We start from the raw sequence: 15,979 nt of genomic DNA, 5'->3' as shown, positions 1-15,979 counted from the left end.
CCACCCTCGGCCTGGCGTCGGTCCTCGGCGTGATCGTCCCCCGCGTGCGACGACAACGGGGGACGGAAGTTCGCCTGCGGCGGACCTCATGCCTGTGCATGCGGATTCCGGAGTCCGCATGGCGCGTGATGCAGTCCCGTCACTCCCGCACGACGTCGCCCGGCTCCTTGTCGCTCCGCCAGCCACGCCACGACGGCTGCCGGAGTCGTCCGTCGCCCGTCCACTCCGCGAACTCGACTTCTCCCACCCGCTCCGGCCGGACCCAGTGCGCGTCCCTGGCGTCCGGTCGCGGGACGTCGACGAACGGTGGAGCGTCCTGCTCGAGGTCGGCGAGCACCGCCCCGATCTCGTCGAGGTCACGGTCGCGGAACCCGGTCCCGACCTTGCCCACGTAGACCAGACCGTCGTCGCCCGGGATCCCGAGCAGCAGGGACCCGATGCCCCCTTCGCGCCGGCCGGCCCCGGGCTTCCACCCACCGACGACGACCTCTTGCGTGGCGTGGTGCTTCAGCTTCACCCAGGACTCGGAGCGGCGACCCTCGACGTACCGCGATGACCGTTTCTTCGCCACGACACCCTCGAGCCCTCGCTTCCGGGACTCGTTCATCGCCGCGGCGAGGTCGCCGTCGAACTCGGACGGGACGCCGATCGCGCCACCGGGTTCGACGACCGTACGCAGGGCTTCACGCCGCGCTGTGTACCCGAGCCGGGTGAGTTCGTGCCCGTCGGCTTCGAGCACGTCGAACAGCAGCAGGTGCACCGGGGTCGCCGCCCGGGCAGCGCTGACCTCTCGCGGTCTCGTCAGTCCCATCCGGTTCTGCAACAGCTGGAACGACGGGCGCCCGTGCTCGTCGAGCGCCACGATCTCCCCGTCGAAGACCCCGTCCACGCCGGCGTGCTGGGCGAGTTCCTGCAGCTCCGGGTACTGGTCGGTCAGGTCGTTCCCGTTCCGGCTGCGGAGCCGCACCGTGCCGTCGCGCACCGTGGCCAGGGCGCGGACGCCGTCCCACTTCATCTCGAACGCCCACTGCTCGGGGTCCAGAGCGGGCTCGCCCTTCTGCAACGACGCCTGCATGGTACGGCGTTGATCCGGCACCGTGTCCGACTCGGCAGCCCGTTCGATCCGCGATCCGGCAGCCGGTCGTCCGGAGTCGGAGCTGGCACCGGTACTGGCGGGCTGGTCGCCGTCGGCGGTCGGCTGGTCCTTCGTCCGGTGGATGAGCCAGCTCTTCTCGTCCCCGGACCGGCCGCGCCCACGACCGCGGGTGTGCAGGAGCGCGAGTCGGCGGACGCCGTTGGTCCGGCCGTGCAGGGTGACGATCACCTCTTCGTCTTCGCGCCACTTCTCGAGCTCGTAGGTGCCGTCGTCCCAGATCGTCACCGTGCCACCGCCGTACTCACCCGCCGGGATGATCCCCTCGAAGCCGCCGTACTCCAGCGGGTGGTCCTCGGTGTGGACGGCGAGGTGGTTGGCACCGGGGTCGGTCGGTTCGCCTTTCGGCAGCGCCCAGCTCACCAGGACGCCGTCGTGCTCTAGGCGGAAGTCGTAGTGGTTGCGGGTGGCGTGGTGCTCCTGGATGACGAAGGTGGGAGTGCCGTCGGTCCGGACGGTCGGGGACGCTTGCGGAACGGGCTCCGGGGTCTTCGCCGCGTCGCGCTTGGCGCGGTAGGTCGTCAGGCGGTCCTGCGGTTCCACGCGGTCCTGGGGATCCTGGGGATCCTGACGTTCCTGCATCGCCTGGCGTTCTCGGCGCTCGCGCTCGTTCACCTCCTCGGTCCGGGCGCCGTCCCAGTGCCCGGAGTCCGCACGCCCGACCCCGAGCGCAGCGGCGGCGACCGGGTGCAGCAGGTCGCCGAGGTCCGGCATCCGCTCGAGGACCTGGTCGAGGGTCAGGTGCGCCAGCCCGGGTTCGGTCAGCTCCTTCCACGTCCGGGGTGCCGCGACCGTCGGGTGCGAGCGGCCGCGCAGCGAGTACGGCGCGATCGTGGTCTTGTTGCCGTTGTTCTGCGACCAGTCGACGAACACCTTGCCGGCACGCTCAGCCCGGCTCATGGACGACAGCACCAGGTCGGGCATGTCCTGCTCCAGCGCCTTCGCCAGCTCGTGGGCGACGTCGGACACCTGCTGGGCGCTCGCCGTGCCGTCGAGGGCCGCGTACAGGTGGATGCCCTTCGACCCGGAGGTCACCGGGTACGGCTCGAGACCCATGCCCTGCAGCACGGCCCGGGCCGCGACCGCCACCTCGACGCACTCGGCCAGGCCGACGCCGTCCCCCGGGTCCAGGTCGAGCACGAGCCGGTCGGGGTTCTGGTGCCCTCCGCGCGGGCCGAACCGCCACTGCGGCACGTGCAGCTCCAGCGAGGCCTGCTGCGCCATCCACACCAGCGTCGGCAGGTCGTCGACGACGGGGTACTCGACGTCGTGGTGCTCGTGGTGGATGGTGTGGTGCCGGATCCAGTCGGGTGCCGAGTCGGGCAGGTTCTTCTCGAAGAACACCTTGCCGTCGACGCCGTTCGCCCAGCGCTTCCGGGTCATCGGGCGGCCGGTGACATGCGGGATCATCCACGGGGCGATCCGCTCGTAGTAGGCGACCACCTGCCCCTTCGTCGTGCCGGTCTCCGGGTACAGCACCTTGTCGAGGTTCGTCAGCGCGAGCCGCCGGTCCCCCACCTGCACCGTCGTCTTCTTGGCGACCGGACTCACAGCGCGACCCCCGTGGCACCGCCGACCGTCAGCGTGGTGCCCGACGTGTAGGACGACTCGGGACCGGCCAGGTAGACGTAGGCGCTGCCGAGCTCGACGGGCTGCGCCGGACGGCCGAACGGGGTGTCCTGCCCGTAGGCCGCGATCTCGTCACCGGGGTAGCTGATCGGCTGCAGCGGGGTCCACACCGGGCCGGGGACCACGGTGTTGGCCCGGATGCCCTTCGCCGCGAGCTGCCGCGCGAGCCCGTTCGTGTACGTGATGATGGCGGCCTTCGTGGCGGCGTAGTCGATCATCCGGTCCTGCGGCTCGTACGCCGACACCGAACTCGTCGTGACGATCGCGCTGCCCGGGGCCAGGTGCGGCACCACGGCGCGGGTCAGCCAGAACAACGAGTAGAGGTTGACCTTCATGGTGCGGTCGAAGTCCTCGGTGCTCTGTTCGGTGATGTCCGCGTGCACCTTCTGGTGTCCGGCGACCAGGACCAGCGCGTCGAGTCCCCCGAGCAGGTCGACGGCGGTACGGACGAGTTCGGTGCAGAACGCCTCGTCCGTCAGGTCGCCGGGCAGCATCACCGCCGAACGCCCGAGGTCGGCGACGAGGTCGCGGACCTCGGTGAGGTCGTCGATCTCCTCCGGCAGGGCGTTCAGGGCGACGTCGGCCCCTTCCTTCGCCATCGCGATCGCGGCGGCTCGGCCGATGCCCGAGTCGGCGCCGGTGACGAGGACGCGGTACCCACGCATGCGTCCGGTGCCCTGGTAGCTCGTCTCACCGTGGTCGGCGGGCGGGTCGAGCTCCGCCGCTCGCCCGGACCCCTGCTGCGTCTGCGCGGGGAACGGCGGCCGTGCGTACTGGTCTCGTGGGTCCTGCTTGTCGAGCTGGCTCATGGGCCCATCGTGCTCGCGGAACCGGACCGGCGACACAGGAGTGGCGACGTCCGTGGAGAACGCGGGACGTGCCTCCCGGCCGTGGAGGGGGAGACGTGCGCCGGGGCCGAGCGTCAGTCGGTCGAGACGACCGGGTGCCGAGTGCTGAGGAGCCGCCGTGCCGCGCCACGCCGGCGGTAGGACCCCACCAGGCCGACCGTCGCGACGACCGCCCACACGAGGACCAACGCCCAGTCCGCGCCGTCGCCGTCCAGCGCGGAGCCGGCCCAGAGGAGGGTGACCACCGCGGCACCCCACGCGCTGACCAGGCGCCCCGTGGTCTCGTCCTCGAGCTGACGGACCCGCGGTCGCCACACCGCGTCCGGGACCTCCTCCGGCACCCGGCCGGACCGCAACCAGGAGCCGGTCTCGACGACGGCGGAGCGCCCGCCACGGGACCACCACCGGCGCAGCTGCGCCACCGGCAACACCACGGCGAGTGCCACTCCGATGACCACGACGGTGACCCAGGGGAAGGGACCGTCGATGAGCACCCCGACCACGACCGCGATCCCCGCTCCGAGGAGCACCATCAGTCCGAGCTGCACCCACCCGCCGAGGTCCAGCCGATCGTCCACTCCCGCTGCCGCTTCCCCCGTCATGGGCGGCGACGATACGCCGGTCCCGACCCCACCGCACCTGGCGATCCGCTCGGAACCGGGAGCGGTGACCCGTCCGCACGAGCATCATGAGCGCATGAGGTCGATCTGGAAGGGCTCCATCGCGTTCGGGCTCGTCAACGTGCCCATCAAGGTCTACGCGGCGACCGAGACGCACGACGTCTCCCTGCACCAGATCCACGACGAGGACAAGGCACGCATCCGGTACAAGCGGGTGTGCGAGCTCGGGCACGAGGTCGAGTACGGCGACATCCAACGTGCCTACGACGACGGTGAGAAGACGGTGGTCCTCACCCCCGACGACTTCAAGCAGCTGCCGCAGGAGCAGTCGCACGAGGTCGAGGTCCTGGAGTTCGTGCCCGTCGACCAGGTCGACCCGATGATGTTCGAGAAGACGTACTACCTGGAGCCGGACTCCCGCTCCCCGAAGGCGTACGTCCTGCTCCGGAAGACGCTCGAGCAGACCGACCGCCTGGCGATCGTGCAGTTCACGCTCCGGCAGAAGACGCGGCTCGGGGTGCTCCGCGTGCACGACGACGTCCTGCTGCTGCAGGGGCTCCTGTGGGGCGACGAGGTCCGTGCTGCCGACTTCAAGGCCCTCGACACGTCGGTCAAGGTCAGCGCGAACGAGCTGAAGATGTCGTCGTCGCTCGTCGAGAGCATGTCGACCGACTTCGACCCGGACCGCTACACGGACGAGTACCAGGAGGAGCTGCAGCAGCTCATCGACGCGAAGCTCGAGGCGGGCGACGATGTCGACACCGCGGAGACGTTCGGCAAGGACGAGTCGGACGACGACGACACCGGTGGGGACGTCATCGACCTGATGGCCGCACTGCGCGCGTCCGTCGACAAGAACCGCGGGGGCGGAGCCCGGTCGGGAGGCTCGGGGTCGCGTTCCACCTCCGGCTCGCGATCGCGCACGGCCGGTTCCGACGACGACGCGGACGACTCGTCCGACCGGAAGCCGGCGGCGAAGCGGGCCTCGGCCGCGAAGGCCCCGGCGAAGGCGGCCCCGGCGAAGGCTCCGGCGAAGCGGTCGACCGCGAAGAAGGCCCCCGCGGAGGACGAGCCGGCTGCAGAGAAGTCGGCCGCGAAGCGGGCGCCGGCGAAGAAGAAGGCGAGTTGAGGGCCTCCCGGCCGGAGACGCTGACGGCTGCTCAGCTGCCCTGACCCGACCCACCCGTCCGCCGTCGCAGGACGAACGGCAGCGTCGTCCACAGTGCAGCCGTCCCGATGAAGACCGCGGCACCGCCGACCAGTCCGCCGCGGTCGCCGAGCACCACGTCGAAGACGAACAGCACCGTCCCGGCGAACAGCAGCGCACTGGCGAACAGGGCGACGAGCAGGATCACGTTGCCGGCCCGGACCAGCTCGTGCTTCTGACGCTGCCGGAACACCAGGCGGTGGGTCGCGACCGCGGACAGCGCGACCACGGTGACGACGACGGCCAGGACCACCAGCACGAGGTAGGTCGTCTCCTGCAACTCGGTCAGGGAACGGAAGCGCTGCTGGAACGGCAGGGTCAGGAGGAACCCACCGAGGATCTGCGTGCCGGTCTGGACGATGCGGAGCTCCTGCTGGATGTCGGCCCAGTTGCGGTCCCAGCGCTCCGCCGAGGTCTCGTTGCGCCCGCGCTCCGTGCCGCGGGGCTCGCTGTCGGTCGTGCTCATGCGCCGAATGTACGCAGTGCCGTCGTCGCCGCCCGCAGCCGGGCCGTCATGCGCGTGTAACACGAGCAGCGGGACACTGGACGGATGACTCCACAAGAGCCTGGCAGCCGGTCCCCATCGGCACGGCCTGCCCGCCGCTGGCGCGTCGGTCAGGAACCGGCGACGGGGGCCCAGTCTCCACCCGGGGTCACCGGCCCACCCGTCACCGTGTCCATCACCCGCCTCGTCGAACCGGAGCGCATCCCCGAGGTCACGCTGTGGGTGCAGTCGGGCGTGAACCTGGCCAACCGGTACCCGGGCTTCCTCGGCTCCGGCTGGGTCCGGTCCACGGCGCGGTCCCGCGAGTGGCACATGCTCTACCGGTTCGCGGACCACGACTCCCTGTCCACGTGGGAGGTCTCGGACGACCGCCTGCGCTGGCTGGACCTCGGTCGGGACCTGGTCGTGGAGTCCCGTGTCGAGAAGCGCACCGGCATCGAGGGGTGGTTCGACGTGCCGCAGGACGCCCCGGCGTCGAGCGCGCCGCCGCGGTGGAAGCAGGCCGTCAGCATCTGGCTCGGGTTCTTCCCGGTCAACCTGGTGTTCACGGTCCTGGTCGGGTGGCTGCTGCCGTCGTTCGCGGGCCTGGCGGCGCTGCCCAGGGTGCTCGTCACGACGCTGGTGCTCACACCGGTCATGACGTTCTGGGTGCTGCCCTTCGTGACGAAGCTCATCCGCCCCTGGCTGCTGGCCCCACCCCGCCGTCCCTGATCGCGAAACGCAACGTCGACGGCTGCCCGCAACGCAGTACCCTCGCGCGCCCTCGCCGACGTTGCGTTTCGCGGGGGTGGCGTCTTGCGGGGGCACAGGGCCAGCGGGCCGCGCCGGAAGCGGCAGCGCGGGTGGCGAGCGGGGCGGAGGTGGCGTCGTGGGTCTGCCGGAGTGCGGCCCAGCCCGCGGTCACGTCGATCGACTCCGGGTCTTCGATCGGTGCGGCGAGCACGTGCTGCGCCCAGGGCACGGCGTCTCCGGGCAGCCGCAGCTCCGGCGGGAACGCGCCGGTGTCCGCGGTGGAGGTCCGGGTGGGCGCGGCGGCATTGCTCGCCCGGTCCGAGGACCGCAGCGACATGAAGGCGACGTGGCGCGGCGGGGTGCCCGCGCTGATCGTGGTCGCCGCCGCCCAGCAACCGTGGTGCACCGTTCTGGGACGGTGGTCGATGTGGCACGAGGACTTGCTCAGGCGCACAGGTACTGTCTGCTCTTGTCGGACAGCAGCGGCACGCGGCTCGCGCAACGACCACTTCCTCAGGATCCTGCCGTCGGGCGGTTCCGTCGCCGCCGCGAGCCACGGCCACGGCCACGGCCACGGCCAGCCGAGGTGATGATCGCGGTGATGCAGATCACCACCCCTGCCATCAACCAGTCGCGGACTGTGCCCAGACCACCGGTGGCCGCGACGATGATCACGGCCGTCAGGACCGCAACCGGGAAGCAGGCGGCAACGACATTCGGCAGGAACCGGCCGGCGGACCAGGCTGCTCCGAAGAACGCGGCGACACACAGTGCGATGAGGAGGTCGGTCATCGAGGATTCCTTTCCAGAGTGAGCGGCGTCGACGAGTCCAACTCCCGACGCAGCAGAGCTGCGAGACGAGCGGATGCGGGCCACACGGTGAGTCGAACGGTGTGCCGCCCGCGGAGTGTCACGGTCTGCGTGCCGCGCTGCCTGGAGAACCCGACCCACCGGGACACGTCGACCGAGTCCGCCCTGACCACCCACACGGATCGGAACAGCGTCCCCCGCTGTGCGATGACCCACCGGCCGCCGGACGCACTGGTTGCGACCCGGATGTGACCGATGTGGCTGTCTGCCGCTCGGAGCAGGAGGAACGCCGCGGCCACAGCAACCAGCGCGAGCGGAGCCAGGGTCACAGACACGACGGTGGCGAGGAGCAAACTCCCCGCGACGGCGACCAGCACGACGGGCAGGGCTCGAGTTCGACGAGACCCGTCGACCAGATCAGCGGACGGCAGACCGGTGAGGAAGCGGAGCATCTCGACGGCTTGCGGCATGCGGGTCAATGGCAGCAAGAGGTTCCGGGTCACGAGCCCGCTGCCTCCTCGAACGACGGCACGGAGGACGACGCGGTTCCCGAGAAGCATCAACACGGGTCTTCGGAACTCGTACGCTGCAACGTCCTCCGACACGACGACACGCTGCTCCCTCTGCGCCAGCCCCGCGGCGAAGACCAACTCACCGCTCGGACTGCACGTCACTGAGAAGCCTCGGTACCGGACCCACGCGACGGTGGACCCGTAGACCAGGCTCCCGACGGCAACGATCCCGACGGCAAGGCCGGACACCTCAGGATCGAGCCGAGCGATCTCACGCACGGATGGCAACACCGTTCTGGAGAGACCGAACCAGGGCAGGATCTCGGATGCGGCGGAGTAGACGCTCGGCAGGAAGAAGACGAATGCGCCGGTGCAGACCCCGATGAGCACGAAATCGGACGGTCGGAGAGGTGGAGTCACGACCCGTCCTGGCTCGGACTCCAAGATCGGCGCGACGTCGAGTACCTGTCCGGGGTCGAGCAGACCTGGGGTGGCCCGCTCCGCCCGGCTCTGACCGTGGAGCCGCACGAGGCGCGCAGCCTCGCCGGTCAGGAGGTCCTGGATCGTGACGGACGCCATCTCCGATGCCCGCAGTGTGATCCGGAGATCCGCGACACCGAAGGTGCGCTGCACCAGTGTCTGACCGACGGTCACGCTGACGACGGACCGCCACGGGAGGCGCTTCTCCTCGCGGCCGACGAGTCCTCGGAGGACCGTGATGCCGCGCCTGTTCGCCGCGTACCGCACGGTGCACCAGCCGGAGAAGACCTGCACCAGCCGCGTGTAGCCGTAGTAGACCAAGACGACCAAGAGCACCGTGTCCCAGGCAGATGGGAGCGCCGCCGTCAGCGTCACGCCGAACCCGACCACCAGCCAAGCGGATCGCATCACGACCGCGGCCCGGACGAGCAGGGAACGCGGGTGGAGACGACGAAGTGGAACACGATCAGACATCGTCAGCCCCGAGTTGCATCAGGCGCTCGACGTCCATGTCCGACATGGGCAGGAGCGAGACTTCCCGCGCTGGGGTGAACAGCACGCACTTGGCGACGCAGAGGTGCTGCAGGAGCGGACCCGCTTGACGGCGGACCAGCGTGATCTTCGATCCGGGGATGTGATCCACTGAGCGGAACACTGCTCCCCGGTACACGAGCACGCCCCCCGGAACGATCTCGACACGGAAGTTACGGACTGCGACCGGGATGACGAGCACAGACTCGATGACCGCACTGAGCAGAGCAAGTGCAGCCACCACCCAGCAACACGTTCGCCACGCCCCGGATGCCCAGACCGTGCAGAGGATCGCTCCTCCGGCGACGATGATGCCTCCCGCCCAGGCTTCGATCCGACCGACCATCCTGGCTGCGACCTCCGCCGCTCGCAGCGACTCACGGGCCTCGAAACCTCCGCGCCGTTCACCGCCGGCGGTTCGATGTCGCGTCACGGTACTGCTCTTCGAGGGTCTGGGCTTCGGAGACGAGGTGCGACAGCACCGCCCCGGAGGACAACGCCGTCCGGAACACCCGCGCTGGCTCCATCCCTCGCACCAGGATCGAACTGTCGGCGGTGACGACCACGTCGGCTCCGGCTGCCGTCAAGGCGCGGACGAGTTCCCCAGCCCGCGACTCCGCGCGGAGCCGGACCGAGTTCCGCGCCGGACTCCGGCCGTCGAGTGGGGACAGAGAACCGTTCGTCAGGAGCACCACGCGGGTGGCGATCCGCTCCATCTCAGCCATGAGATGCGAGGAGAGCAGCACGGCTCGTCCGGAACTGGCGAAGCCCCGGAGGAGTTCGCGCATCCAGAGCACCCCGTCGGGATCGAGACCGTTGAGCGGCTCGTCCAGCACCAGGACGTCCGGCTCATCGACCAGCGCCAGGGCGAGCGCGAGCCGCTGACGCATCCCGAGCGAGAGGTGCTTCACGCATCGGCGCTCCGCATCGCTGAGCCCGACGGTTGCCAGCGCCGCCTGCACAGAACCGCGGCGTACTCGACCGCGGGAGTACAGGTGTGCGATCACCAGGTGTTGACGACACGTGAGCCTGTCGTCAAGCCACGCCGGGTCGAGGAGCGCGCCGATCCGCAGAGGACCGTCCGTGGCATCTCCGAATTCGACGACGCCAGCTTGCGCCGTGTCGATACCAGCGACGATCCGGAGGAGGGTGCTCTTCCCGGAGCCATTCGCGCCGAGCAGTCCAAGTACCTCGCCAGGGCGGACTTCGAGGTCGAGGTCCGTGAGCACCTGGTGCCCCCCGAACCCTTGACGGACGCCGATGAGTCGGACGATGGGGTTCATCGGATGCCCCACCGTCGGATACTGACCAGACCGGCGATGAGGAGAGCGGTGTCCAGTCCCACGAATCGGAGGACGGCGGTCCCTTGCGTCGAGGGCTCCAACAGCGCAGCAGTGAGCGTCACCGGCGCGAACTGCAGGACCGAGACGCTGATACTCGGTGCCCATATCCCAGCGATCGCCACGAGGAGCGGCAGCGCCCAGACGACGGCCAAGTAGACGAACACTGCGGGGACGGGCGATCGCATGAGCATGCCGATCCCGGCGCCGAGCAAGACGAACAGGAGATGCAGGGCCGGGAGCGCCAGCCACGCAAGCGGCGATGCACGCAGGACGTCGTCTGTGCGAGAGGCCGCGAGCGGCACGAGCAACATCACCACGGCGAGCCCTGTGAGCACTCCTGCGGTGGCCAGCACCGCAGTCTTCGCGACGAAGACGAGCGTGCGATCGTTCATCTGCAGGAGTGTCAGTGCGAACTGACGGGATGACAGATCAGCCGCGGTGAAGAGCGCTGCCGCGAGTCCCAGGAAGAACGGGCTGACCTCTGCGCCCGACACAGCTGCTCGCACGACCGTCGCCGATGCCGCGGCCGGTGCGAGGACGAGGACCTGCCCCGCGCCGAGTGCGAGCGCTCCCAGGACGGCGATCGCCAGCAGAGCCATCTGGGAACGCAGGCTCACGAGCCGGTACCCCTCGCCTCGCCACGATCGCGACCATTTGGATCTGGTCGCCGCGTAGGTCGCCCGCCGTGTCATCGTTCCCACCCTCGAATTCCGGTCTCCGCCGCCCGGGAGATCCGGGATGGACACAACGTAGCCGATTTCGCGCGACGTGTATTGCTCACGCCACCTATCAGAATCCTGTATTTGACTTCGAGCGCGCCAACCTGCCACGGTCGTGCTCACCGCACCGACTGCGGTCGGGGAGACGCGTGCACGCGGGGACCCGGATGAAGCGAAAAACGAATCGAAGGGGGGCACAGCCATGGCTGTGTTCGCACGGATCCTCCAGCTGCTGGCGAGGTACGGAGCGCGGGCCGTCGCATGGGCGAAGGCCCACGTCCAGCAGGTCCTGAACTGGATCAACATCAGACAGGCGATCGACTGGATCGTGTCGAAGATCAAGCAGATCCTCGGCATCCGCTAGCAGGACGGCGAGGCCCGCCTGTTGCGGAGCCGGCCAGCGCCTGCGTTCGGGGAACCGAGCGCAGGCGCTGGCCTCGTTCGTGAGGGGAGACAGACGTCAGCTGCCACCCGGAGCGGTCAGCCGAGGACCGACAGCTGGTCCAGCCGCTCGAGGATCACGCCCTCGCGCAACGCCCACGGGCAGATCTCCAGCGCGGGCAGGTCGAAGATGTCCAGGCAGGCCTCGGCGACGAGCGCCCCCGGCACGACCTGGTGCGCCCGGCTCGGCGAGACCCCGGGCAGCGTCCCGAGCTCGTCGACCGACATGGTCAGGAGCGACGGCAGCCGGTCGCGGAGCACCGCACCGTCGAGCAGCCGGGGCACGAGCGGCCCTGCGGCAGACGGCGCTGCGCCGCAGATCCGGGCGATGGAGCGGAACGTCTTCGAGGTCGCGACCGCACGGTCCGGAGCTCCGGACCGCAGGAGCCGCCCCGCTTCGCGGGCGATCTCGATGCGGACCTCGTGCCGGACCCGACGCAGCTCGTCCTGGCTGGGGGTGCCGGCCGCGAAGTACGTGCGGGCCAGCCGCGCGGCACCGATCGGCATCGACCAGGCGACGTCGGGCGCCTCGTCCGCGCCGCCGGCGATCTCGAGTGACCCGCCGCCGATGTCGAAGACCGCGAGACGGCCGGCGGACCAGCCGAACCAGCGGCGCACGGCCAGGAACGTCAGGCGGGCCTCGTCCGACCCGGAGAGCACGGCGAGTTCGACACCGGTCTGCTCCTGCACGTGTGCCAGGACCGCTTCGGAGTTCACGGCGTCACGTACCGCGGAGGTCGCGAACCCGAGCATGTCCTCACAGCCGCGGTCCTCGGCGACACGGACGGACTCGGCCACGAAGTCCGTCAACGCGTCGATGCCCACCGGCGTCACCGCACCCCGGTCGTCCAGGTGCTCCGCGAGTCGCAGTGGTCGCTTGAACGACGACGCGGGCAGCGGGGCTGCGCCGCCGTGGGCGTCGACGACGAGCAGGTGACCGGTGTTGGAACCGATGTCGAGGACTCCGACGCGCATGCGCCCACGCTAGTGGTCGGGCGGGAGGCCCCGGATCACGTCCCGAGGAACGCCTCCAGCTGCGCGGTGGTCGGGTAGGACGCCTGTGCGCCGACACCGGTCGCCGCGTACGCACCGACACCGGCTGCGAAGCGCGCGGCCTCGACGAGCGCGTCCCCCGCGGCGAGCCGGAGTGCGACCGCCCCCATGAAGGCGTCCCCACACCCCGTGGTGTCGACCGCGTCGACGGGGACAGCGGGGACCTCGACCGGCGCGGCGTCCCCGTCGTGCACGACCGAGCCGTCGCCGCCACGGGTGACGATCGACCGGGCGACGCCGTGGTCCCCGAGGGCGGCGGCTTCGTGCTCGTTGACGAGCAGGACGTCGGTCAGGTCGAGGAGCTCCGGTGGGACGTCGCCGAACGGGGACAGGTTCGTCAGCACGGCCACCCCGGCAGCGTGTGCGGCACGGGCGGCGGCGAGCACAGCCTCCATCGGGACCTCGAGGCACAGCCCGAGGACGGCGGCGTCCCGGAAGAGGTCGGCGGGCAGGTCCTCGGCCGAGAACGTGGCGTTGGCGCCGCCGGAGATGACGATGGTGTTCTCGCCGCGGCCGTCGACCGTGATGACGGCGGTGCCGGTGGCCGTCCCCGGCCGGACGACGACGTCCCTGGTGTCCGCACCCGAGGCCGCGACGGAGTCGCGGAGCAGTGTGCCGTTGCCGTCGTCGCCGACCGCGCCGACCATGCGGACGGTTCCCCCGAGCCTCCCGGCCGCGACGGCCTGGTTGGCGGACTTGCCCCCGGGCAGGATCGCCAGGTCGGACCCGTGCAGGGTCTCCCCCGGCTGCGGGAAGCGCTCGGTGCGGACGACGAGGTCCGCGTTCAGCGACCCGACGATCACGATGGTGTCGGTCATCGGACGGTCTCCTTCTGCGGGGTGGCGGCCGTGGTCTCGGCACCCTCGGGACGGGGGATGAGGAACGAGGTCGCCAGGGCAGCGGTCGTGATCACGGCTCCGAGCAGCATCCCACCGGAGTACCCGGCGGTGCCCGAGGAACCGCCGACCCCGAGCGCGATCTGCAGCGCGGGCAGCACGGCGAAGCTGACGCCGGCGCCGAGGTTGAACGCGCCGGCGTTGAGTCCGGGCAGGAACCCGGGGTTCGAGTCCGGCGACAGCACGATGCCCAGGCCGTTGAGGATGATGTTCGCGATGCCGGCGTACGTGATGCCGATGAGCACGGTCGCGACGACGAGTACGGGCAACGAGTGCACGCCGACGATCGCCATCAGGATGGTCGCGACGATGCTGCCGACCAGCCCGACGCGCAGGACGGCCCGGTAGCCCAGCGTCGGGGCGAGCCGACCGGCGAACGGCCCGACGATCCAGCCGACCAGCGCGTACGGCGTGAGGAACACGAGGGAGGCGAGGTCGGCCTCCATCCCGAAGCCCGCGTCCCCGTTCTGGGCGAGCGAGGTGACGAGCCCGTTCACCACGGCGAACACGCCGGTCATGGTGAGGAACGTGGTGGCGAGGAGCGCCCACGTGGCCCGACGTCGGAGGAACCGGGTCTCCACGAGCGGTTCCCGCACCCGCGACTCGACCGTCCAGAACACGGCGAAGGCGACGAGGGCCAGGACGATGCCGCCGATGACGACCGCCGGGTCCGCGTCGCCGAGCTTGCCCGCCTCGTTGAACGCGGTCAGCAGCGCGCCGACCGAGACCACGAGCGGGACGACGCCGACCCAGTCCATCCGGGTGCCCTCGGACGGCTTCGACTCCACGCCCCAGATGGTGACGAGTGCCAGGGCGATCACGGTGACGACGGCGATGACCCAGAAGATGCCGCGGAAGCCGAAGTGGGTCGCGATCCAGCCGCCGGCGAGGGCGTCGATGCCGGCGATGCCGCCGTTCACCGCGGTGAGCAGCCCGAGGGCGGCGCCGTAACGCTTCGGGTCCCGGATCTCGTTGCGCAGCACGAGCAGGCTGATCGGGACGACCGGGCCCGTCACGCCCTGGATGATCCGGCCGGTGAAGAGCATCGGCACGTTCAGCGCGAGGGCGGCGACGACACTGCCGACGACCATCACCGCGAGCATCCCGACCAGCACGCGCTTGCGCCCGACGATGTCCGACAGCCGGGGCAGGAACAGGGAGAACAGCGCGGCGAGCGTGAAGTACAGCGTCTGCGAGAGACCGATCGTCGCGTCGTCGGTCCGGAGCTCGCGTGCCATCGTGACCAGCGCGGGGCTGAGCATGCTGGCGTTGAGCTGGAACGCGATGCACGCGGCGAGGAGCGCTGCGGTGAGCGCGCCGATCGACTTCGCCGGCATCGACTTCGTCGTCGAGGGGGTGCTCATCGCGCTCAGACCTCCGACGTGGCGCTCGGCTGCGTGGTCAGGCCCGCGTCGAGCCCGTCCGCCGCCGCACGGGGCGTCCAACCGGTGTCGGGCGTCTCGCCGATGCGCTCGAGGGCGTCGATCACCAGGTCCCAGAACCGGCCGTGGTCGAGCTCCATCGCGGCGCTGGTGCGGCAGTCCTCCGGCGCCGGGGAACGGAAGTCGGCGACGGTCATGCCGAGGGTCAGCGTGCCCTGGGTCTCGACGCGGATCGGGACCTTCACGGCGCGCACGATCGTCGGGTCGATGACGTACGCGACGGCGCACGGGTCGTGCACCGGCGGGGCGTCGAAGCCCTGGACGTCCTGGTACGCCTTGCCGAAGAAGTCGAGGAGCTCCCCCACGAACGCGGCGGGTCCGGTGCCGACGGCGGCGATGCGGGCGGCGACCTCGGGGGTGGCGAGCGCCTGGTGGGTGAGGTCGAGTCCGACCATGACGACCTCCCACCCGGCGTCGAAGACGATCGACGCGGCCTCGGGGTCGATGACGATGTTGAACTCGGCGACCGGGCTCCAGTTGCCGACGTGGACACCGCCGCCCATCAGCACGACCTGCTTGACGCGCTCGACGATGCGGGGCTCCTTGCGGACGGCGAGCGCGATGTTCGTCAGGCCGGCGGTCGGCACGATCGTGACGGTCCCCGGCTCGTGCGCCATCACGGTGTCGATGATCAGGTCGACCGCGTGCCGCTCGTCGAGCTCGAAGGACGGCTCTGGCAGGACGGGTCCGTCGAGGCCGCTCTCGCCGTGGATCTCGGGGGCGACCTCGACCTGGCGGAGCAGCGGTCGAGCGGCGCCGGCGGCGAAGGGCACGCCGGTGATCCCCGCGATCCGGGCCACGGCGAGCGCGTTCCGGGTGACCTTCGGCAGGGTCTGGTTCCCGACGACGGTGGTCACGGCGAGCAGTTCGACGTCCGGGTTGCCATGGGCGAGCAGCATCGCGACGGCGTCGTCGTGGCCGGGGTCGCAGTCGAGGATGATCTTCGCGGGGGTGCGGGGGGCGTCGGTCACGAGGCTGCTCCACTTCGTCGGGGAGCCGTCGGCCCAGGGGTCGGGCCGGCCGGCAGGAGGTCGGGGCCTGACGCGCCATGCACGCCG

At 70.6% G+C, this 15,979-nt stretch carries 16 protein-coding genes; 3 read left to right on the top strand and 13 right to left on the bottom strand.

All coding sequences use genetic code 11. From position 1 onward, the window contains the following. Positions 1-139 precede the first annotated feature (139 nt). The 3 genes from DEJ25_RS09555 to DEJ25_RS09545 all read right to left on the bottom strand — a co-directional run bounded on the left by DEJ25_RS09555 (position 140) and on the right by DEJ25_RS09545 (position 4,232). Positions 140-2,704, bottom strand: a complete 2,565-nt coding sequence (locus DEJ25_RS09555; protein WP_111044531.1) for an ATP-dependent DNA ligase — start codon at positions 2,702-2,704, stop codon at positions 140-142. Next, complete coding sequence (locus DEJ25_RS09550; RefSeq protein ID WP_110904842.1) at positions 2,701-3,591, bottom strand: SDR family oxidoreductase; 891 nt, start codon at positions 3,589-3,591, stop codon at positions 2,701-2,703. The genes DEJ25_RS09555 and DEJ25_RS09550 overlap by 4 nt, the downstream gene beginning before the upstream one ends. Before the next feature lie 113 nt (positions 3,592-3,704). After that, positions 3,705-4,232 (bottom strand): hypothetical protein, encoded by a 528-nt coding sequence (locus DEJ25_RS09545; RefSeq protein WP_146240647.1) that lies wholly within the window; start codon positions 4,230-4,232, stop codon positions 3,705-3,707. A 94-nt stretch (positions 4,233-4,326) separates the two neighbouring features. On the opposite strand from DEJ25_RS09545, the gene DEJ25_RS09540 reads away from it, so the two are divergent. Further along, complete coding sequence (locus DEJ25_RS09540) at positions 4,327-5,379, top strand: Ku protein (protein WP_110904840.1); 1,053 nt, start codon at positions 4,327-4,329, stop codon at positions 5,377-5,379. Between the two features lie 31 nt (positions 5,380-5,410). Here DEJ25_RS09540 and DEJ25_RS09535 read toward each other — a convergent pair whose 3' ends face one another. Continuing rightward, the gene (locus DEJ25_RS09535) at positions 5,411-5,923 is read right to left on the bottom strand and encodes a DUF6328 family protein (RefSeq protein WP_111044529.1); all 513 of its coding nucleotides are present in this window, start codon (positions 5,921-5,923) and stop codon (positions 5,411-5,413) included. A 207-nt stretch (positions 5,924-6,130) separates the two neighbouring features. On the opposite strand from DEJ25_RS09535, the gene DEJ25_RS09530 reads away from it, so the two are divergent. Beyond that, positions 6,131-6,673 (top strand): antibiotic biosynthesis monooxygenase, encoded by a 543-nt coding sequence (locus DEJ25_RS09530; protein ID WP_111044528.1) that lies wholly within the window; start codon positions 6,131-6,133, stop codon positions 6,671-6,673. A 534-nt stretch (positions 6,674-7,207) separates the two neighbouring features. Here the strand turns inward: DEJ25_RS09530 and DEJ25_RS09520 are convergent. From DEJ25_RS09520 to DEJ25_RS16685, 5 genes are read right to left on the bottom strand one after another with little or no spacing between them, the layout of a single operon-like run. Next, positions 7,208-7,486, bottom strand: a complete 279-nt coding sequence (locus tag DEJ25_RS09520) for a hypothetical protein (RefSeq protein ID WP_110904837.1) — start codon at positions 7,484-7,486, stop codon at positions 7,208-7,210. Next, positions 7,483-8,904, bottom strand: a complete 1,422-nt coding sequence (locus DEJ25_RS09515) for a PH domain-containing protein (protein ID WP_181427396.1) — start codon at positions 8,902-8,904, stop codon at positions 7,483-7,485. Before DEJ25_RS09515 ends, DEJ25_RS09520 begins: the two co-directional genes overlap by 4 nt. A gap of 58 nt (positions 8,905-8,962) precedes the next feature. Then, positions 8,963-9,460, bottom strand: coding sequence for a hypothetical protein (locus tag DEJ25_RS16405; RefSeq protein ID WP_146240646.1), 498 nt, complete (start codon positions 9,458-9,460; stop codon positions 8,963-8,965). After that, positions 9,432-10,256 (bottom strand): ATP-binding cassette domain-containing protein, encoded by an 825-nt coding sequence (locus DEJ25_RS09505; RefSeq protein WP_220033202.1) that lies wholly within the window; start codon positions 10,254-10,256, stop codon positions 9,432-9,434. Before DEJ25_RS09505 ends, DEJ25_RS16405 begins: the two co-directional genes overlap by 29 nt. Positions 10,257-10,306: 50 nt before the next feature. Further along, positions 10,307-10,987, bottom strand: a complete 681-nt coding sequence (locus DEJ25_RS16685; RefSeq protein ID WP_181421683.1) for a hypothetical protein — start codon at positions 10,985-10,987, stop codon at positions 10,307-10,309. A 304-nt stretch (positions 10,988-11,291) separates the two neighbouring features. Here DEJ25_RS16685 and DEJ25_RS09500 point away from each other — a divergent pair, with 304 nt between their 5' ends. Further along, complete coding sequence (locus DEJ25_RS09500; RefSeq protein ID WP_111044525.1) at positions 11,292-11,453, top strand: aureocin A53 family class IId bacteriocin; 162 nt, start codon at positions 11,292-11,294, stop codon at positions 11,451-11,453. 116 nt (positions 11,454-11,569) lie between these two features. On the opposite strand, the gene DEJ25_RS09495 is transcribed toward DEJ25_RS09500, so the two are convergent. The 4 genes from DEJ25_RS09495 to DEJ25_RS09480 are packed head-to-tail and all read right to left on the bottom strand — an operon-like array spanning position 11,570 to position 15,820. Further along, positions 11,570-12,505: a Ppx/GppA family phosphatase gene (locus DEJ25_RS09495; RefSeq protein ID WP_110904832.1), complete on the bottom strand. Its 936-nt coding sequence runs from the start codon at positions 12,503-12,505 to the stop codon at positions 11,570-11,572. 35 nt (positions 12,506-12,540) lie between these two features. After that, positions 12,541-13,401, bottom strand: coding sequence for a ribokinase (locus DEJ25_RS09490; protein WP_110904831.1), 861 nt, complete (start codon positions 13,399-13,401; stop codon positions 12,541-12,543). Continuing rightward, complete coding sequence (locus tag DEJ25_RS09485; protein WP_111044524.1) at positions 13,398-14,843, bottom strand: MFS transporter; 1,446 nt, start codon at positions 14,841-14,843, stop codon at positions 13,398-13,400. Before DEJ25_RS09485 ends, DEJ25_RS09490 begins: the two co-directional genes overlap by 4 nt. A gap of 5 nt (positions 14,844-14,848) precedes the next feature. Next, the gene (locus DEJ25_RS09480) at positions 14,849-15,820 is read right to left on the bottom strand and encodes a nucleoside hydrolase (protein ID WP_375334554.1); all 972 of its coding nucleotides are present in this window, start codon (positions 15,818-15,820) and stop codon (positions 14,849-14,851) included. Between the last annotated feature and the right edge of the window lie 159 nt (positions 15,821-15,979).

The organism is Curtobacterium sp. MCPF17_011, from assembly GCF_003234145.1.
GTDB lineage: Bacteria > Actinomycetota > Actinomycetes > Actinomycetales > Microbacteriaceae > Curtobacterium.
This window is presented reverse-complemented; position numbering and strand designations above follow the sequence as displayed.

What these genes read in the sequence shown, in the direction of transcription:
- DEJ25_RS09520 (WP_110904837.1), bottom strand. Translation starts at nt 7,486, where the DNA reads ATGACCGACCTCCTCATCGCACTGTGTGTCGCCGCGTTCTTCGGAGCA.
- DEJ25_RS09500 (WP_111044525.1), top strand. Translation starts at nt 11,292, where the DNA reads ATGGCTGTGTTCGCACGGATCCTCCAGCTGCTGGCGAGGTACGGAGCG.
- DEJ25_RS09545 (WP_146240647.1), bottom strand. Translation starts at nt 4,232, where the DNA reads ATGACGGGGGAAGCGGCAGCGGGAGTGGACGATCGGCTGGACCTCGGC.
- DEJ25_RS09535 (WP_111044529.1), bottom strand. Translation starts at nt 5,923, where the DNA reads ATGAGCACGACCGACAGCGAGCCCCGCGGCACGGAGCGCGGGCGCAAC.
- DEJ25_RS09550 (WP_110904842.1), bottom strand. Translation starts at nt 3,591, where the DNA reads ATGAGCCAGCTCGACAAGCAGGACCCACGAGACCAGTACGCACGGCCG.
- DEJ25_RS09490 (WP_110904831.1), bottom strand. Translation starts at nt 13,401, where the DNA reads ATGACCGACACCATCGTGATCGTCGGGTCGCTGAACGCGGACCTCGTC.
- DEJ25_RS09485 (WP_111044524.1), bottom strand. Translation starts at nt 14,843, where the DNA reads ATGAGCACCCCCTCGACGACGAAGTCGATGCCGGCGAAGTCGATCGGC.
- DEJ25_RS09480 (WP_375334554.1), bottom strand. Translation starts at nt 15,820, where the DNA reads ATGCTGCTCGCCCATGGCAACCCGGACGTCGAACTGCTCGCCGTGACC.
- DEJ25_RS09495 (WP_110904832.1), bottom strand. Translation starts at nt 12,505, where the DNA reads ATGCGCGTCGGAGTCCTCGACATCGGTTCCAACACCGGTCACCTGCTC.
- DEJ25_RS09515 (WP_181427396.1), bottom strand. Translation starts at nt 8,904, where the DNA reads ATGCGATCCGCTTGGCTGGTGGTCGGGTTCGGCGTGACGCTGACGGCG.
- DEJ25_RS09540 (WP_110904840.1), top strand. Translation starts at nt 4,327, where the DNA reads ATGAGGTCGATCTGGAAGGGCTCCATCGCGTTCGGGCTCGTCAACGTG.